This window comes from Rhodopseudomonas boonkerdii (genome assembly GCF_021184025.1).
GTDB classification, from domain to species: Bacteria; Pseudomonadota; Alphaproteobacteria; order Rhizobiales; family Xanthobacteraceae; genus Tardiphaga; species Tardiphaga boonkerdii.
Genome location: NZ_CP036537.1, coordinates 5,001,662 through 5,020,123, shown reverse-complemented (window position 1 = coordinate 5,020,123; position 18,462 = coordinate 5,001,662). Strand labels below are relative to the sequence as shown.

The window sequence follows — 18,462 nt, the reverse complement described above, 5'->3', positions numbered from 1 at the left end:
CCATGAGCAGGCTGTTACGCACCGGGCTCAATGCCGGCGACAGCGCCCCGCTCACCGTGGTCGGCGGCGAGGGCGTGTATTTCCATCTCAAGGACGGCCGCAAGCTGATCGACGGCAGCAATACCGGTGGCGGTCTCGGCCATCGCCATCCCCGCATGGTGGAAGCCATTCGCAATGCGGCAGATACGCCGGTGGTGAATGAAGGCTGGACATGGATCGGCCGCGAACAGGCCGCCGATGATCTCATGGACACCGCCTTTGCAGGCGAAAACTGGGTCGGCGGCGTGCGCTTCTGCATCTCGGGCAGCGAGGCCAATGACATGGCGCTGTCGCTGTGCCAGGCACTGACGCAAAAATCCGCGCTGGCAACGCGTGAGCGCGCCTATCACGGCATTGTCGGCCTGTCGCGCAGCATGACCGTGCAGCCGCATTGGCATGGTGGCCTTGCCGTGCAGGCCGGCGGCTCGCGGCTGCCGGCGCCGATGGCGCCGGTCAAGATCCTTCCCGCGCCCGATGGTGCGATTTACGGCTCGCTGCCGGATAACCGCCCGGTCGCTGCGCGTCTCGCCGATGCGACGGAGACGCTGAACGGCACTGCTGCGACAATCATCGACTATACCCAGGGCGGCAACTATTACGATGGCGCCTATCAGGATGAAGTCGCGCGCCATGCGGCCGCTGCGGAATCGATCTGGATCGCCGATGAGGTCGTCACCGGCGCTGGCCGCGCTGGCCGTTGGTTCGCGTTTCAGGGTGCGGAGAGCAGGCCAGACATCGTGACCCTCGGCAAGTCGCTTGGCGGCGGCGCTGCGGCGGTTGCGGCGGTGGTCGTGTCGAAGCGGATCGTCGAGCTGCTGAAGGGATCGAGCTGGCAGAATTACGGCACGTTGCGCGGTCATCCCATAAGCATGGCCGCTGTCAGCGCCTATCTGAAAGTGGTGACCGAGGAGGACATCCTCTCCCGCGTGCGCACCATGGAAGTCTTCTTCAGGAAGCGCCTGATCGAGATCGCGCGGAATCATCCCAGCGTCAGCCGCGTCGCCGGGCAGGGCTTGCACTGGACCGTCGAACTGCATGGACCGGACTGGCGCAGCTGGGCTGGCGATACCATGGAAAATCCGATCGCGTCGCGTGTCGCTGCTCGGGCCATGGATGCCGGCGCCGTTATCGGCACGTCAGGCGAGCAGACCTCGCTATTTCTCGCGCCGCCGCTGATCATCAGCGAACCGGATGCCGAACGACTTCTCGCTGCGCTCGATCACGGTCTTGCGCTTGCCGATCGGGAATACAAGCAATCGAGCCTGCACCACTGACCGGATCGCTGGACAACCATCATGACTGACGCATCGCCGTTCTGGCCATCGGGAGAGCCTCGCGAATTGCCGATGCCTGAGGGCGTTCTGTATGACGCTCTGTCGCGTGCCGTTCAGGATCGTCCCGATCATCTTGCAACGGTGTTCTACGACGGCGTGTTGAGCTATGCGGAACTGCTGCGGCAAGTGGATGCGCTTGCCGGCTATCTGCAGAACAGCTGCGGGGTGCGGCGAGGTGACCGTGTTCTGGTCGCACTGCAGAACTCGCCGCAATATGTGATCGCGTATCACGCGGTCATGCGCGCCGATGCCATCGTCGTGCCGATCAATCCAATGAACAAGATTGCGGAGGTCAGCTATATGGCGGCCGATAGCGGCGCCAGGGTGGCTATCGTCGGTAGCGACCTGATCGACGTTTTTGCCCCGCTTCTGACGAGAGATCTCGACGCCGTGATCGTTGCGCGTTATCGCGACTATGTGCCGGATCGGGCGCCTTATGCGCTGCCGGCCTGCGTGACGCAGGATGTCGCCAGCCTCGAAGGAGCAGGCTGGCACGATTGGATGAAAGTGATTGCCGCTGGCGAGCGACCGGCGCCGATGTTGGCAGGTCCCGACGATCTCTGCCTCTTTCCCTATACGTCCGGTGCGACGGGCAAACCCAAGGCCTGCATGCACACGCATCGTAGCGTTCTGTTTACGGCCGTGCTGCAGGCGCGCTGGTATGGCATGGGAAAAGACGATGTGATGACGGCCTTCATGCCGATGTTCCATGTCGCCGGCATGCAGGGCTCGATGAATTCGGCCATCGTTGCGGGTGCCGCTTTGGTGCTGACCGCGCGATGGGACAAGGAGATCATTCCGCCATTGTTCGCGCGATACGGTGTCACGTTCTGGAATGCAGCGCCGACGATGATCGTCGACGTGCTGTCGAGTCGGAATTTCCGCGACGACTGTTTTGCACGGCTAAAAGTGATTACCGGTGGCGGGGCGGCGATGCCGGTCGCCGTCGCCGAACGGTTGAAATCGCGTTTCGGCCTCGAATTTGTCGAAGGCTACGGCATGACCGAAACCATGTCGCCGACACATATCAACCCGATGGCCGCGCCGAAGCGGCAATGTCTCGGCATTGCTGTGCATGAAACCGATGCGCGGGTGATCGATCCGGACACATGCGCAGAACTCGGTATCGGCGAGACGGGCGAGATCGTCGTCTGTGGTCCGCAAGTGCTGCGGGGTTACTGGAATAGACCGGAAGCCGACGCGACCACGTTCATTACGATCGACGGCCGACGTTTCCTGCGGACGGGCGATCTCGGCTATCGCGATGGCGACGGATACTTCTTCGCCGTCGATCGGCTCAAACGCATGATCAATGTGTCAGGCTTCAAGGTGTGGCCCGCCGAAGTCGAGGCGACCATGTACGGCCATCCAGCCATCAAGGAATGCTGTGTCATCTCGGCTCCGGATGGTTATCGCGGTGAAACCGTGAAAGCGGTGGTGGCTTTGCATGACAGCGCAATAGGTTCGGTTGTGTCCGAAGATATCGTGGCATGGGGGCGGCAGCAGATGGCGAGCTACAAGGCGCCGCGCGCCATTGAATTCGTCGAGAGCCTGCCACGCTCCGAAAGCAACAAGATCAACTGGCGACTTCTGCAGGACGCCGAGTGGAAATGATGGACGCATCTCTCAGAAGCTAGGCGGATGGCCAATGCTGGTGCCATGCAAAGTGACCGAATTGGTGCGTCGAGGCCGAAATCGAGGCAGTGATTGCCTGTTAAAGCGCATTGACGCCGTTCAGGTGTGCCTTCCAAATGCACCGCGTTTCTCGGGAAGATGAAATGACGTTGAGCTTCGATTTTGCGGCCTGTACCGGGCCGCAGCGCTACAAGTTGCTGACAGGTCTAGTGGTGCCGCGTCCGATTGCATTGATCACGACCATTTCTCCGGAAGGTCTCGTCAATGCGGCGCCGTTTTCGTTCTTCAACGTGTTCTCCGAGAATCCTGCGCTTGTCGTGGTCGGACTGCAGGCGAGACCCGATGGCGCCGTGAAGGATACGACGCGCAATGTGCGCGCGACCGGGCATTTCGTCGTCCATATGGTCGACGAGGCCTTTGCCAAGAACATGACCCACTGCGCGATCAACTTCCCGTCGAATATCGGCGAGCCGGATGCGTTGACGCTTGCACTAACTGCCGGCGTCCACGGACCTGTGCCCTATCTTGCCGATGCACCCGTGGCGCTCGAATGCCGCCAGGTAACGATGATGAATTTCGGCGCAGAGCGGGATCTGCTGGTTGGCGAGATTCTCGGCCTGCACACGCGCGACGGGGTGGTTGACGCCGAAACGCTGCGAACGGATTACGATGCCTATTTGCCGGTCGGCCGCATTGCGGGCAACATGTATGCGCGGATGGGCGATCGCTTTGAGCTGAACGTGCCAAGCCTCGAAGCATGGCAGAATGAACGCGGATAGCGATATGCCGACACGCGCGAGCCACGATAATCTTGAAATTCATTACGGAGAAAAAGCGCGATGCGCGTGATTAATGTCGCCGCCGCCCAGTTGGGTCCGATCCAGCGTGCCGAAGGGCGCGATCAAGTGGTGAAACGCATGCTCGCGCTGATGGACGAAGCCAAGAGCAGGGGAGCTGACCTGATCGTCTATCCTGAACTGGCACTGACGACTTTCTTTCCGCGCTGGTATGTGGAGGATCAGGCCGAAGTCGATCTCTGGTTCGAGCGCGAGATGCCGAATGATGTGGTCCAGCCGCTATTTGCGCGTGCCGCCGAATATCGGATGGCAATGAACTTCGGTTACGCCGAGCTGACGCCCGACGGTCATCACTTCAACACCACCATTCTCACGGACCGCTCGGGCAAGATCGTCGGAAAATATCGCAAGATTCATCTGCCCGGCCATTCCGAGTTCGATCCGGAACGCTCCTTCCAACATCTGGAAAAACGCTATTTCGAGCCCGGCGATCTCGGTTTTCCGGTCTGGCGCACGCTCGATGGCATTTTTGGCATGGCGGTCTGTAACGACCGACGCTGGCCGGAGACCTATCGGGTGATGGGCCTGCAAGGCGTCGAGATGGTGCTGATCGGGTACAATACGCCGTCATTCAATTCACAGAAAGACAGCGAGGGCCCGGAGAAGCGGCTGTTCCACAATCGTCTTGCAGTGCAGGCAGGTGCCTATCAGAACTCCTGCTGGGTGGTGTCGGTGGCAAAGGCCGGTGACGAAGACGGCTTTCCGCTGATCGGTGGCAGTCTGATCGTCAATCCGGACGGCGAGGTGGTGGTCGAGGCCAAGACCGAAGGTGATGAACTGCTGGTTCATCCCTGCGATCTCGACGACACCGTATTCGGCAAGAAGACGATTTTCGACTTCGCCCGCCATCGGCGCATCGAACATTACGGTCTCATCACGAGCCAGACGGGCGTAGTGTTGCCGCCTGAAGTGTAGACTCCCGATTGGAGATCAGTTTATTGCAAACTGCACAGCGCCCAATGCCATCGCGACCGCGGCCTGAGTCGGATCGATGACGGGAATGCCGAGCGCATCCTCTAGCGGTTTGCGATGGCGGGCCATGCCGGCGCAGCCCATCACGATAGCGCCGGCACCGTCTTCTTCCTTCAGCGCGCGTCCCACTGCAACCATCTTCAGCAGTGTGCCGTCTCCTGATGCAGTTTCGGCGACCGTCATGTTGAGCGGACGTTCTCCTGCAAAGCGCTCCATCAATCCCATCTGTCTGAGGTAACGCATATGACGGGGGATCGAGCGTTGTGCGATGGCGATAACGCCAAAACGGTCGGCGCGCGTGAGCGCGGTGAGGACGCCGCATTCTGCGATACCGAACACCGGGCGCGTCGTCGCTTCACGGCACACATGAAGTCCGGGATCGCTGTAGCAAGCGATCACGAAGGCGGCAGAGGACGTGTCGCCTGCAACGAGTTGTTGCAGTGGCATGGCGACGCTCTCCACATCGGCTTGGCTTTCCACGCCGAACGGACCCTGTGCGAGAGTCTCGCAAACAATTTCTGGGCCGGTGGAGAAGTTCAGTGGCTTCAACGCTTCAGCAAGCCCCGCTGTCACGATGCGGTTGGAGTTCGGATTGATCACCAGAATGCGTGGTCGAGACATTAAAGCGCGTCCTGTATTGACGGATGCAGAAAAGAAGCAAAAATTATGCCGCAGGTGAGGACGATGATGTCATGCACCTGCGCACAGGCGCGCGGCAGACTGGATGTCCGTGTGTGCTCATCATCGACTGCTACGGAGACTGCTATGACCGACCCCGCCTGTGACCTCATCATTCGCGGCGGACGTGTCGCCACGGTCTCCGATGTGTTCGAAGCCGATGTCGGTATTTCCGGTGAAACAATCACCGCCATCGGACGCGGTCTTTCCGGTGCGAAACGCGAGATCGATGCACGCGGAAAATTCGTGCTACCGGGCGGCGTCGACACCCATTGCCATATCGAGCAGCTCTCTGCAGCCGGTATCGTGAACGCCGATACGTTCGAGAGCGCGACGACATCGGCGGCATTTGGCGGCACGACCTCGGTGATTTCCTTTGCGGCCCAGCATGTCGGCATGTCTCTGCCGCAGGTGCTGGAGGATTATCACGCGCTGGCCCGCAAGGGCGCCGTGATCGACTACGCGTTCCACATGATTATCGCCGATCCGACCAAGGAGACGCTGGAACGCGACCTGCCGGCGATGATCAAGCAGGGCCACGGGTCGATCAAGATCTTCATGACTTATGACCGGTTGAGGATGGATGACGAGCAGTTGCTCGATATCCTCATAGCCGCACGTGACGGCGGCGCGATGTTCTGCGCCCACGCGGAAAATCACGGCATCATTTCGTGGATGGTGAAGCGGCTGCTCGCCCGTGGCTATACCGATCCGAAATATCATGCCATCAGCCATGCCCGCATCTCCGAAGCCGAGGCGTTCAATCGCCTGATCGGCATGGCTGCGTTGGTCGACCAACCCATCATGATCTTTCACGTCTCCACCGCAGAGGGCGCGAAGGTGATCAGGCAGGCGCGCGGGGAAGGACTCAAGGTGTTCGCAGAAACCTGCCCGCAATATCTCTTCATGACAGCGCAGGATCTCGACAAGCCCGGTATCGAGGGCGCGAAATGGATGTGCAGCCCGCCGCAGCGCGGCGCTGCCGATCAGGAAGCACTGTGGCAGGCCTTGTCGCTGGGCGATTTGCAGACCGTTTCGTCGGATCACGCGCCGTATCGTTTCGACGAGACGGGCAAGCTGCGCGCCGGACCCAATCCGAATTTCAAGCAGATCGCGAACGGCCTGCCGGGCCTCGAATTGCGGTTGCCGTTGTTGTTCGATGCGATGGTGTCGAAGGGCAAGCTCGGGCTGGAGAAATTCGTCGAGATTACGGCCACGACACCTGCAAAAATCTACAATCTGCATCCGCGCAAGGGCTCGGTCGCCATCGGCGCCGATGCCGATATCGCGATCTGGGATCCGCAGCGCCGCGTCACGGTCAGCGATGCCATGATGCACGACCTCGCCGGCTACACGCCTTTCGCCGGGCGCGAACTACAGGGGTGGCCGGTGATGGTGTTGTCGCGTGGTCGCGTCATCGTGGATGACGACAAGCTATCTGCGACACCGGGGTCTGGCCGTTTCCTGGCGCGGAGCGGTGGCGAGGCGGCCAAGCCGACGGGGCGGCTGGTTGCGGAGATGAATCCGGAATTGAACTTCGGCGCAAAGCTGCTCTGACAGCATCCACGAGAATCAGGGAAGTCGTTGATGCGCTTGCGCGGTGCTGATTGCACGAGGCTGTTCACATGCATGTTCTGATCTTCGGCGGGACTGGATTTGTCGGCCTGAATATCGCGGAAAGCCTGCTCGCAGGCGGACATCAGGTAACACTGTTCGATCGTGCGCCGCCGCCGGCTGCAGCGCTTCGCGCCTTCGCTGCGCACCGCGAGCGGCTGCGTGTCGTTCAGGGAGATGTCACCGATCATGCGGCCGTGACTGCGGTAATCGGCACTCAGGTCGATGCGGCGGTGCTTGGTGCGGCGATCACGGCCGGGCCGGCGCGTGATGCCGCTGATCCCGGCAGCATTCTGCAAGTCAATCTGGCGGCGCAGGTACCGATCCTGGAAGCAGCCCGGAATGCTGGCGTGCGGCGGATCATCAACCTGTCCTCTGCCGCGGCCTATGGCGCCAGCGGTCAGCGTTTCGCCGTGCTGGACGAGGATACGCCATGCGATCCGGTCGCGCTGTATCCCATCACCAAATTCGCATCCGAGCGTGTCGTAGCACGGCTCGCCGATCTCTGGCAGATGGACATTATCAGCGTGCGCCTGTCCGGCGTATTCGGTCCGTGGGAGCGCGCTGGTGGTATGCGCGACACGCCGTCGCCGCAGGCCTTGATCATGGCCTGCTGTGCCGAGCGGCGTCCAGCGCTGTTGAGTGATCCCGGCGAGAAGGACTGGATCTATGCGCCTGACGTGGCGGTTGCCGTGCAGTTGTTGCTCGAGGCGGAGCGGCCACGTCATCGACTCTACAATATTTCGACCGGCATCAACTACACGGCGGAAGAATGGGGAGAGGCGTTTGCCGCCTCAAATCCGGGCTTCACATGCAGGCTCGCTGCGGCGGGTGAGACGCCGACGGTGACGGTGTATGGACCGACGCGCGCACCACTGTCGATCCAGCGGCTTGAGCATGAGTTTGGTTGGCGCGCGAGATTTGATTGCGCGACATCGGCGGACGATCTGAGCCGATGGCTCGGCGAATACGGTGGAGTGGAATGAGATGAAACTGGCTGGGCAGGTTGCGATCGTCACAGGAGCCGGATCAGGCATTGGCCGGGCCAGCGCGCAGCTTTTTGCGCGCGAAGGCGCGTATGTTGCCATTATCGATCGTGATGCGGCAGGCGCGGACGAGACGCTGGCAACGCTGCGCGCGGCGGGAGGTGACGGCAACGTTTATGTGGGGGATGTCGGCGATGTCGACTTTGCCACGGCGACTGTCGATGCCGTGGTCGCCGGCCATGGCCGCTTCGACGTATTGATGACTGCGGCGGGCTTTTCTTGCGGCGGCACAGTGGTCACAACGGATCCGGCGGATTGGGACGCGGTGTTTCGCGCCAATGTCGGCGGCACCTGGCTTTGGGCGCGTGCGGCGGTGCCGGTGATGCAGCGACAAGGCAAGGGATCGATCGTCACGCTAGCCTCGCAGCTTGCGGTGGCAGGCGGCAGGGGTAACACCGCTTATATTGCAGCGAAGGGGGCCGTCATCAGCCTCACCCGCACCATGGCGGTGGACTTCGCGCCTGACGGCATTCGGGTCAATGCGATCGCGCCGGGCGCTATTGACACGCCGATGCTTCGCCGCAGCTTTGCCCGCCATGCCGACCCCGAGCCGGTGCGCGAAACCTCGCGCCTGCGCCATGCCATGAAGCGCTTCGGTCACGCGGAGGAGGTCGCGGATGCGGCGCTCTATCTGGCTGGTGACGGATCGTCATTCGTGACGGGCGTGGTGCTGCCGGTCGATGGGGGTTGGCTCGCCGCGTGATCATGTCGCCGCAGTCTTGCGCTCGCGCGTAGGCCCGGTCTTGCCGCGGAGAATCTGTGCGAGTGCTGCAGCGTTGCGCGACAGCGGCTCGAACCGCGGTGTGAGCAGATAGGCTTTCATAGTGGTTCGCGGTGCGAGTGGCCGGGATACCAGATCGGGCCAGGCCTGGCCGCGCAGGACGAACTCGTCGACGACGGCAATGCCCGCGCCGGATCGCACCATGGCGCAAGCATCGGGTGTAAAACGCACCACAGTGGCGACGCGGATCGGCTCGGCTCTTGTCGCCAGTGCCTTTGCGACGATATGGCCATAGGGAGTCTGGTCGCCGAAGCCGATCAGCGGATAAGGCGCAAGCTCACGGGCGCGGATGCTCCGTTGCTTCGCCAATGGATGGTTCGAGGGCACGACGACGTTGAGGGATCCCTCAGCGATGACCTCGACATTGACGGTCGGCTCGTCCACCGGCAGAACTGAGATGCCAAGATCGGCGCGTGCGGTGGCCACCCGCGCAATGATTTCCTGCAGCGTCAGGCTCTCGAATTCCACCTTGAGATCGGAGAAACGCCGGCGCAGTTTAGCGACGGCGTCCGGAACCATGCTGTGGCCAGCGCTCGGGCTCGCGACAACCCGAACCGAACCTGTGCCATGGGCGCGCAATTCATCGGCAAGATCATTGATGCGCAGGACGCCACGATGCACTTCGTCGACTTCGGCAAACAGGCGTCGTGCTTCGGGCGTTGGCTGAACGCGGCCACGTACGCGCTCGAACAACTGCAACTTCAGTCCGTCCTCCGTATAGGCGAGTAGGCGACTGATGGCGGGCTGGGATACCGAGAGCAATCGCGCCGCTCCGCTGATCGAGCCTGTGATCATGATGGCGCGAAATACTTCAATCTGCCGCAAGTTTAGGCGCATGCTCGTTTCCCGGTGCAAGATGAGATGTGGCGGTCGTCACACTGTCCTGCCGTTCCCCATAACCGCTGATTATGAGTGTCGGACGAAATAGTATATTTCGTTCTGGCATTGCTTTGCTACTCTTCTCGTGCCGGATTGAACGAAGTGGAGAGAGCGTGAGCGCGATTGGTTTCGTCTGGCGCGGTGATTGTCGCCGCTTGCATGCAAGTCCTTCTGCCGCGCGCTGCGGCGCGCGATATCGATGCTGCGAGGGGCGTGCGTGATGAACGATCTCAGTGCTCTCTCTGCGCTCGTCCAGGCCGATCTCGCCAAGACTGCCCATCCATCGATGCCATGGCTGATGCCGGTCGTCGGGCCGGACGGCCAGCCTGCACTGGACGTGCTGGTCGTCGGTGGTGGACAATCAGGGCTCGCCATCGCTTTTGCGCTCGGGCGTTCTCTGGTGAAGAACGTTCTCGTCGTGGATAAGGCCGAGGAAGGCCGCGAAGGCCCATGGCTTACTTATGCGCGCATGCCGACGTTGCGCAGCCCGAAAGATTACACAGGCCCCGACCTGGATATTCCGTCGCTGACTTATCAGTCATGGCACGAAGCGAAGTTTGGCACTGAAAGCTGGCGCGATCTCAATCTGATCTCGCGCGAGAACTGGGCAGAATATCTGCTCTGGTACCGCCGCGTGCTCGATCTCCCGGTGCGCAACAGCTGCGAGGTGACCGATATTGCACCTGCCGATCACGGCCTGTTGGCGGTCACGATGCGCACGTCGCGTGGAGAAGAGCGCATCTACACGCGCAAACTGGTGCTTGCCACCGGGCAGGAAGGCATGGGCGACTGGAGCATTCCGGAGCCGCTACGGCATCTGTCTGCCGAGCGTTGCGTTCATTCTGCCGCGCCTATCGATTTCGCCAGCCTGCGCGGTCGGCGCGTCGCGGTGATCGGCGCCGGCGCATCTGCGTTCGACAATGCGGCGACGGCGCTCGAACACGGTGCTGCCGCGGTTCATCTGCTTTGCCGGCGCGCTGCCATTCAATTGGTCCAGCCTTATCGCTGGTTGACGTTCCGCGGCTTCCTGCGCCATTTTTCCGATCTCGATGATGCATGGCGATGGCGTTTCATGCGCGCCATCCTCGAAATGCGCGAGGCATTTCCGCAGCCCACCTATGATCGTTGTGCGCGTCACGCTGCCTTCGATCTGCAGGAGGGTGTGCAGATCGAGTCCGCGCGCGAGACAGCGGATGGCGTAGTGCTTCAGACATCGCGCGGCGCCGTTGTTGCGGATCTTGTCATCTGCGGCACCGGCATCGAAATGGATTTCACAAAGCGCTCGGAATTGATGCGCTGCGCCGACAATATCGCGCGCTGGGTCGATCGTTACCGGCCGCCGGCAAACGAGCAGAGCGAGCGGCTCGCACAATTCCCGTATCTTGCCGACGACTACGCGCTTTGCGAGCGCGTGGAGGGACATACGCCCTGGATTGGCAATATCCATCTCTTCGCCATTGCGTCCACCATGAGCTTCGGGCCGTCGGGCTCGTCGATCAATGCCATGACAACCGCAGTGCCGAAGCTGGTGAGCGGTCTGACACGCGGCTTGTTTCGCGCCGATATCGACAAGTATTGGGCTTCGTTCAGCGCCTATGACGTTCCGCAGGCAGTCGTATGGCACGCCGAGGAGACAGCTGAGAGCAGCACGTAAGAGGTGCGTCGATGCCGCGCATGGGGCGCAGGATTTTTATGGCGATGCGACGCGGTGTTGGCATGTCTATTGCTTCGATTTCAAGGATTGCAGCTGCTGCCTAATGTAACAGACGGGGACATTGTTGATGAGCATTGTACATTCAAAGCGTATTTGGGTCGTGGCCGCGTGCGTGGCCTTGGCGATCGCAAGTGATGTCCCTTCCGCTCACGCGCAAACACGCGCTGAGACGCTGCGATACCTGACAGGCGCTGCTGTCAATACGCTTGATCCCAACATTCCCGGTTCGACCCGTGAGGCTTTCGCGGTCAGTCTGTCGACCTATGATCGTCTGGTGTCATTCGGTCGCAAGCAGATGAACGGCAAGTGGGTGTTCGATCTCGACAGCATCCGCGGCGAGCTCGCCGAATCGTTCGATGTCAGCCCGGACGGTTTGAAGATCACTTTCAAGCTGCGTAAGGATGCCAAGTTCCATGACGGCGCTCCGGTTACCGCCGAAGACGTCAAGTGGTCACTGGATCGAGTGGTCACCGCCAAGATTCTCGGAAAGGCGCAGCTCCTGACTGGCTCGATGACCGATGCGAGTCAGTTCAAGGTCATCGATCCGCTCACCATCGAAGTGACATTGCCGCAACCTGATAAGCTGGCGCTGCCAAACCTTGCTACGGTCTATCCGATCATCATCAACTCAAAACTCGCCAAGGCCCATGCCACCGAGGATGATCCGTGGGCAGAGAAGTGGCTGAAGGAAAACACGGCTGGCAGTGGCGCCTATATCATCGAGCAGTTCAAGCCGGGCGAGCAGGTCATCCTGAAGCGCAACGATGCCTGGAATCGCGGTCCCGACGGCAAGCAGGCCTTCTTCAGGCGTCTGATCGTGCAGTCGGTGCCGGAGCCGGCCACCCGCGCCAGTCTGGTCGAAAAGGGCGATGCCGATATCGTCATCGATCTACAGGCCAGCGACGCGCAGGCGCTTGAGGCCAAGGGCAAGCTGCAGGTGATTTCAACGCCGCAATATAACGCGATCACCTTCATCTCGATGAACAACAAGATGCCACCCTTCGACAATGCGGATGTGCGGCGTGCCATCGCCTACGCGTTGCCTTATGACGACATGTTCAAGGCGGCCTTGTTCGGCCGCGGCCTGCTGCTTGCCAACGCGAACTGGGCCGATGGCAAGCCGCCAAGCGGCGCGTTCCCGATCCCACAACCGATCAAGCTCGATCTCGACAAGGCGAAGGCGTATCTCAAGGCGGCTGGTTATCCGGACGGATTTTCTACGACCTTTAGCTTCAATGTCGGCCAGTCTGCGACTGCAGAGCCTGTGGCTGCATTGCTGAAGGAGTCGCTCGGCAAGATCGGTATCAAGGTCGATATCCAGAAGCTGCCGGACGCGCAGATGTCGACGCAGATCACTGAAAAGAAAGTGCCGTTCTTCGCCGAAGGCATTGTCGCCTGGTTGCCGTCCACCGACTACTTCTATCGAAATTTCTATACTGGCAATCAGCGCTGGAATTACTCGTCGATCGACAATCCGGACCTGACCGCGCTGGCGCAGAAGGCGCGTTTCGAGACCGACAAAGCGAAGTACGAGGAAGATGGCAAGAAACTCAACGCCATGAATTTCGACCTGATGCCGCAAATCCCGCTATGGCAACCGAGCCAGGATGCGGTCATGGCCTCGAACATCACGGGCTATACCTATCAATTTCACCGTCAGGTCGACTATCGGGACCTCAGCCGGAAATGAGCGTATTCCCGCCCATCTGCGCAATGAGACGCTGCATCGCAGCGTTTCATCTTTGGAAGCATAGCGGCTGTGGTCGTGACTGTCATGGCAGCCATCGTATTTATGGGACTCTGATATGACGTTGCTGGTCTCGACCGCAAGGCGCGCCATTGTGCGTTTTGCTTCGTCGTTGCCCGCGCTGTTTGGCGTGCTTGTTCTGACTTTCCTGCTGATGCGGGTGCTACCGGGAGATCCGGCAGTGTTTTTCGCGTCCGGCCCCAACTCTGGCAAAGAGGAAATCGAGACGATCCGCAAGCAGATGGGTCTCGACAAACCGGTGCCAACCCAGCTTGCGCTGTATCTGTATGATGTCGGCCGTGGCAATCTCGGTCGTTCGCTGATGACGGGCCAGGCGGTCACCAAGGATCTACGTGAGCGCCTACCTGCCTCACTCGAACTAACCTTCTCGGCTCTCGTTCTGGCGCTCATTTTTGCGGTTCCACTCGGTGTCATCGCAGCGCTACGACCCGGATCGCTGATAGACCATGGTGTCCGACTGTTCTGTGCGCTGGGAGTTTGCGTGCCGACTTTCGTGTCGGGTTTGCTGCTGATCTACATCTTCTACTATCTTCTTGGTGTTTCGCCCGATCCCACTGGGCGCGTCGATATCTTCACCACATTGCCGCCGGCACATACCGGTTTCCTGCTGATTGACTTTGCAAGCGCTGGCGATTGGGACGGCTGGTGGGCGGCATTCAAGCAGTTGATCTTGCCGGCTTGCACGATGGCGCTGTTCGTCATCGCGCCGCTCGCGCGGATCACGCGCGCCTCGATGCTGGCCTCGCTCGGGAGCGATTTCGTCCGCACCGCGCGTTCGGTCGGCCTGTCGTGGTGGCGTATTATCGTTACTTATGCGCTGCGCAACGCCATCCTGCCCGTCATCACCATTGCCGGCATCGTGTTTTCGACCATGCTCGGCGCCAATGTGCTGGTGGAAAAGGTCTTCTCCTGGCCGGGAGTCGCCTCTTATGCGCTCGATGCCTTGCTGTCGTCCGACTATGCGCCCGTGCAGGGGTTTGTGCTGCTGATGGCCTCGGTCTTCGTCATCGTCAATCTGGTCGTAGACGTGCTCTACGGCATTGCTGACCCCAGGATCTCGATCGGATGAGCAGCGCTACACTTCAGCACGCCGCCTTCATCCTGCGTGGCAACCCGGTCACCGGCCTTGCCGCCTTCGGCGCCGCGGTGTTGATTTTTCTCGGCATATTCGGGCCGTGGATCGTGCCATATGATCCCATTGCATCGAATGTCCAGAACGCCCTGATGCCGCCGAGCGCTGCGCATTGGGCCGGCACCGACCAGCTAGGACGCGACGTATTCAGCCGGATTATCGTCGCTGCGCAACTCGATCTTGCCATCGCAGTCTCGGCGGTGGGGATTTCCTTCGCCATCGGCGCCGTGGTCGGTGCGTTATGCGGTTATGTCGGCGGCAGGCTTGATCGCTTCGTCGGGCGCTTCGTCGATGTGCTGATGGCATTCCCGCTGTTCGTTCTCGCCATGGCAATGGTCGCTGCGCTCGGCAACCGGGTCGAGAACATCGTGATCGCCACTGCTATCATCAATCTACCGTTCTATATTCGCTTCGCGCGCGCCGAGGTGAATGTTCGACGTAACATCGGCTGGGTCGAGGCCGCACGTGCATGCGGCGACAGCCACGTCTCCGTTGTGCTGCGCTTCCTGCTCCCCAATGTTCTGCCTGCGATGGTGGTGCAGATGTCGCTCAATCTTGGCTGGGCGATCATCAACGCGGCAGGCCTGTCGTTCATCGGTCTAGGCGTCAAGCCGCCGACGCCGGAATGGGGCATCATGGTTGCCGAAGGCGCACGCTTTATCTCCACTGGCAAATGGTGGCTGGTCGCCTATCCCGGCCTTGCGCTGATGCTCGCCGTGCTCTGCTTCAATCTGCTCGGCGACGGGCTGCGCGATATCCTCGATCCGAGACAGCGTACGTGATGATGACGAATAAGCCGTTGCTGGATATCGACGATCTCGGCGTTACCTTTTCCACTCGTCACGGCCCCGTCGAGGCGGTGCGTGGCATTTCGTTGTCGCTTGCCGAAGGCGAGACCCTCGGTATCGTCGGCGAAAGCGGATCCGGCAAGTCAGTGACGGGCTTTGCCATCACCCGTCTGCTGGAAAGAGCCGGCCGGATTTCGCAAGGGCGCGTCACCTTCCGTGGCCGCGACATTACCCGGCTCACCGCGGCAGGCCTGCGCGAGATGCACGGTTCGGCGATGGCGATGATCTTCCAGAATCCGCGCGGCGCGCTGAACCCGATCCGTGCCATCGGCCAGCAGATTGCCGATGCCATCCTGGCGCATCGTAAGATCTCTGCCAGCGAAGCGCGCGCCGAGGCGCTCGAACTGCTCAAGGCTGTCAAGATCAGAGACCCGGAAAGGCGCATGAGCGCTTATCCGCACGAACTCTCCGGTGGCATGTGCCAGCGTGTGATGATCGCGATGGCGATCTCAAGTAGCCCGGCGCTATTGATTGCCGATGAACCCACCACTGGCCTCGATGTCACCACGCAAAAGGTCGTGATGGACCTGCTTGCCGGCATCGCCTCACAACGTGGCATGGCGATTATCCTGATCACGCACGATCTCGGGCTTGCTGCGCGCTATTGTCGCCGCGTGGTGGTGATGGAGAAAGGCAAACTGGTCGAGCAGGCCGATGCGCTCACATTATTCCACGCGCCACAGCATCCCTACACAAGGCGCCTGGTCGCTGCATCGCCGACCGCGACTTCGCGGGTCGAGGATCTCGTCACCGCCGACGAGAAGCTCTCGACCCCCATGGCGCCCGTGCCGCCGCAGCCGGCATCCGCTCCTGGCACGCCGCCGCTGCTCGAAGTGTTGAAGCTCGTGAAACGCTTCGATGACGGTACCGTCGGGATTGCGGATTTCTCGATGGTCATCAAGCCTGGCGAAAGCGTCGGGCTGGTCGGCGAATCCGGTTCGGGAAAGAGTACGACGTCGCGGATGATCTGCCGCTTGCTCGATCCGAGCGAGGGCATCATCAATTTCAACGGCGAATCCATCAGCAGGATTTCGGCCCGCGATTTCCATCGCGCGCCGCAACGGCGCGAGATTCAGATCGTATTCCAGGACCCTAACGATAGTCTCAATCCGCGCTATACGGCGTTCGATTGCATAGCGCATCCGCTCATCCGGCTGCTTGGCATGCGCGACGGTGCCGAATTGCGCCAGCGGGTCGGCGAATGCGCGTACCGGGTCGGCTTGCCGGCCGAACTGCTGCAGCGCTTTCCGCACCAGCTTTCCGGCGGGCAGAAAGCACGTATCGGCATTGCCCGCGCGATCGCCTGCCGGCCGAAACTGCTGGTGCTGGACGAGCCGACCGCCGCGCTCGATGTGTCAGTTCAGGCGGTCGTGCTGCAATTGCTCGACCGGCTGCGGCGCGAGGACAATCTCTCCTTCCTGTTTGTCAGCCATGACCTCAACGTCGTCCGTATGATGTGTCAGCGCACGATCGTGTTGCGTAATGGCGAGATTGTCGAGCAAGGCGCGAGCCACGCATTGTTCACCGATCCTCAGACGGACTATACGCGTGCGCTGGTCGCTGCAGTGCCTCACATCGAAGCGCCGCGGTCGCTTGTTTCGGCATGATGCGGTCTCGGTGACGTACCTATAACACCCCATTATAGGCGCTGGATAACTTGGTATTATCCGGTCCGCTGTTTGGATATTAGGGTCCGTCGCGATTGAACCGATGGACAAAAGGGACGTGACTGTGGGTACAGGCAGCGAGCTGATCGACACGCTCAAGGACATCGTCGGCGCTGCGAATGTCCTGACGGAGCCTGTTGGGCAGGCTCCGTTTCTTGGTGACTGGCTGGGCAAGTATCGCGGCGAAGCGGCCGCGGTTGTGCGCCCCGGAACGACGCAGGAGGTCGCTGACGTCATGGCAGCCTGCGCTGCCGCGCGGGTGCCCGTCGTGCCACAGGGTGGCAATACCAGCATGTCTGGCGGAGCGACACCCGACGCTTCGGGGCGGGCGGTGGTGCTGTCGCTACAGCGGATGAATAGAATTCGCGCGCTAGATCCGATCGGCCAGACAATTGCGGTCGATGCAGGTGTCGTGCTCGCCAAGGTTCAGGAGGCGGCGGAGGAGGCCGGCTTCTTCTTTCCACTCAGCCTCGGTGCCGAAGGTAGTTGCACCATCGGCGGAAACCTCGCTGCCAATGCAGGCGGTGTGGCCGTTTTACGTTACGGCGTGATGCGCGAGCTCACTCTGGGCGTCGAAGCGGTTTTGCCGGACGGCCGGATCTGGAACGGGATGAAGGCGCTGCGCAAGGACAATACCGGTTACGCGCTGCGCGATCTCTTTATCGGATCGGAGGGGACGCTCGGGATCATTACCGGCGCCGTGCTCAAGCTGTTTCCGCGACCGACAGCGCGCGCCACGGCATTTGCTGCAGTCGTCGATGCCACGTCGGCATTGCGGCTATTGGGCGTGATCCGGGTCCATTGCGGCGATCGCCTGACGGCATTTGAGTTCTTGACCGGCGAGACGCTGGCCATGATCCAGCGACAGATCGCGGATGTCCGTATACCGTTCGCACAGCTGCCGCCAGCGGGTGTGCTGATCGAACTCAGCGATATCGATGATGAAATGGCGCTGTCGAAGCGACTGGAGCGCGCGCTGGGCACTGCCATGGAGGAAGCTCTCGTTGCGGATGCGGTGATCGCTCAGGACAGGGCTCAGGCCAATGCCATGTGGCGATTGCGCGAGAGCGTATCGCAAGCGCTGGTGCGCGAGGGCAAGGCGATCAAACATGATATTTCCGTGCCGGTGGCAGAGATCGCCGATTTCGTCGCTGCCGCCGATCTGGCGGTTGCCGCAGCGTTGCCCGGTATACGACCGATGGTGTTCGGTCATCTCGGCGACGGCAATCTGCACTACAATCTGATGCGCCCGCTCGCCATGAACGACGCCGAATTCGTTGCTCAGTCCGCCGTGCTGACGCGCATCGTTCATGACGAGACCTGCCGACGTCACGGATCGATCAGCGCGGAGCATGGCATCGGTCAACTCCGCGTCGATGAAATGACCGTCTGCAAGGCGCCGCTCGAACTCGAATTGATGCGGGCGCTGAAACAACTGCTCGATCCGGACGGGCTGATGAATCCCGGCAAGCTGCTGCCCGCGTAAACATATCAGGAA

The 18,462-nt window shown here is 61.0% G+C and carries 15 protein-coding genes; 13 read left to right on the top strand and 2 right to left on the bottom strand.

The genetic code is table 11. The features are described from left to right. Positions 1 to 2 precede the first annotated feature (2 nt). From E0H22_RS23030 to E0H22_RS23015, 4 genes are all read left to right on the top strand, one after another. Positions 3 to 1,313 carry an aminotransferase class III-fold pyridoxal phosphate-dependent enzyme gene (locus tag E0H22_RS23030; protein WP_233023275.1) on the top strand — a complete coding sequence of 437 codons (1,311 nt, stop codon included), beginning with the start codon at positions 3 to 5 and terminating at the stop codon, positions 1,311 to 1,313. Between the two features lie 21 nt (positions 1,314 to 1,334). Continuing rightward, positions 1,335 to 2,987 carry a long-chain-fatty-acid--CoA ligase gene (locus tag E0H22_RS23025; RefSeq protein WP_233023274.1) on the top strand — a complete coding sequence of 551 codons (1,653 nt, stop codon included), beginning with the start codon at positions 1,335 to 1,337 and terminating at the stop codon, positions 2,985 to 2,987. A gap of 164 nt (positions 2,988 to 3,151) precedes the next feature. After that, positions 3,152 to 3,787, top strand: a complete 636-nt coding sequence (locus tag E0H22_RS23020; protein ID WP_233023273.1) for a flavin reductase family protein — start codon at positions 3,152 to 3,154, stop codon at positions 3,785 to 3,787. Between the two features lie 60 nt (positions 3,788 to 3,847). Then, complete coding sequence (locus E0H22_RS23015; protein WP_233023272.1) at positions 3,848 to 4,780, top strand: N-carbamoyl-D-amino-acid hydrolase; 933 nt, start codon at positions 3,848 to 3,850, stop codon at positions 4,778 to 4,780. 15 nt (positions 4,781 to 4,795) lie between these two features. Here the strand turns inward: E0H22_RS23015 and E0H22_RS23010 are convergent, their stop codons facing one another. Further along, positions 4,796 to 5,458 carry an aspartate/glutamate racemase family protein gene (locus E0H22_RS23010; RefSeq protein WP_233023271.1) on the bottom strand — a complete coding sequence of 221 codons (663 nt, stop codon included), beginning with the start codon at positions 5,456 to 5,458 and terminating at the stop codon, positions 4,796 to 4,798. Positions 5,459 to 5,602: 144 nt separating this feature from the next. On the opposite strand from E0H22_RS23010, the gene hydA reads away from it, so the two are divergent. From hydA to E0H22_RS22995, 3 genes are all read left to right on the top strand, one after another. Continuing rightward, complete coding sequence (gene hydA, locus E0H22_RS23005) at positions 5,603 to 7,072, top strand: dihydropyrimidinase (protein ID WP_233023270.1); 1,470 nt, start codon at positions 5,603 to 5,605, stop codon at positions 7,070 to 7,072. A gap of 68 nt (positions 7,073 to 7,140) precedes the next feature. Next, complete coding sequence (locus E0H22_RS23000; protein WP_233023269.1) at positions 7,141 to 8,115, top strand: NAD-dependent epimerase/dehydratase family protein; 975 nt, start codon at positions 7,141 to 7,143, stop codon at positions 8,113 to 8,115. Between the two features lies 1 nt (position 8,116). Then, a complete protein-coding gene (locus E0H22_RS22995) occupies positions 8,117 to 8,878 on the top strand; it encodes an SDR family oxidoreductase (protein WP_233023268.1) in 762 nt (253 codons plus the stop codon). Here E0H22_RS22995 and E0H22_RS22990 read toward each other — a convergent pair whose 3' ends face one another. Continuing rightward, on the bottom strand, positions 8,879 to 9,793 hold the full coding sequence (locus E0H22_RS22990) for a LysR family transcriptional regulator (protein WP_233023267.1): 915 nt from the start codon (positions 9,791 to 9,793) through the stop codon (positions 8,879 to 8,881). 262 nt (positions 9,794 to 10,055) lie between these two features. Here E0H22_RS22990 and E0H22_RS22985 point away from each other — a divergent pair, with 262 nt between their 5' ends. The 6 genes from E0H22_RS22985 to E0H22_RS22960 all read left to right on the top strand — a co-directional run bounded on the left by E0H22_RS22985 (position 10,056) and on the right by E0H22_RS22960 (position 18,450). After that, positions 10,056 to 11,489 carry an NAD(P)-binding domain-containing protein gene (locus tag E0H22_RS22985; RefSeq protein WP_233023266.1) on the top strand — a complete coding sequence of 478 codons (1,434 nt, stop codon included), beginning with the start codon at positions 10,056 to 10,058 and terminating at the stop codon, positions 11,487 to 11,489. 127 nt (positions 11,490 to 11,616) lie between these two features. After that, positions 11,617 to 13,239 (top strand): ABC transporter substrate-binding protein, encoded by a 1,623-nt coding sequence (locus E0H22_RS22980; RefSeq protein ID WP_233023265.1) that lies wholly within the window; start codon positions 11,617 to 11,619, stop codon positions 13,237 to 13,239. A gap of 115 nt (positions 13,240 to 13,354) precedes the next feature. Continuing rightward, on the top strand, positions 13,355 to 14,386 hold the full coding sequence (locus E0H22_RS22975; RefSeq protein ID WP_233023264.1) for an ABC transporter permease: 1,032 nt from the start codon (positions 13,355 to 13,357) through the stop codon (positions 14,384 to 14,386). Next, complete coding sequence (locus tag E0H22_RS22970; protein WP_233023263.1) at positions 14,383 to 15,231, top strand: ABC transporter permease; 849 nt, start codon at positions 14,383 to 14,385, stop codon at positions 15,229 to 15,231. Before E0H22_RS22975 ends, E0H22_RS22970 begins: the two co-directional genes overlap by 4 nt. Further along, a complete protein-coding gene (nikE, locus tag E0H22_RS22965; RefSeq protein WP_233026508.1) occupies positions 15,231 to 16,904 on the top strand; it encodes a nickel ABC transporter ATP-binding protein NikE in 1,674 nt (557 codons plus the stop codon). Before E0H22_RS22970 ends, nikE begins: the two co-directional genes overlap by 1 nt. A 103-nt stretch (positions 16,905 to 17,007) precedes the next feature. Beyond that, positions 17,008 to 18,450, top strand: a complete 1,443-nt coding sequence (locus E0H22_RS22960; RefSeq protein WP_233023262.1) for an FAD-binding oxidoreductase — start codon at positions 17,008 to 17,010, stop codon at positions 18,448 to 18,450. The last annotated feature ends 12 nt before the right edge of the window (positions 18,451 to 18,462 follow it).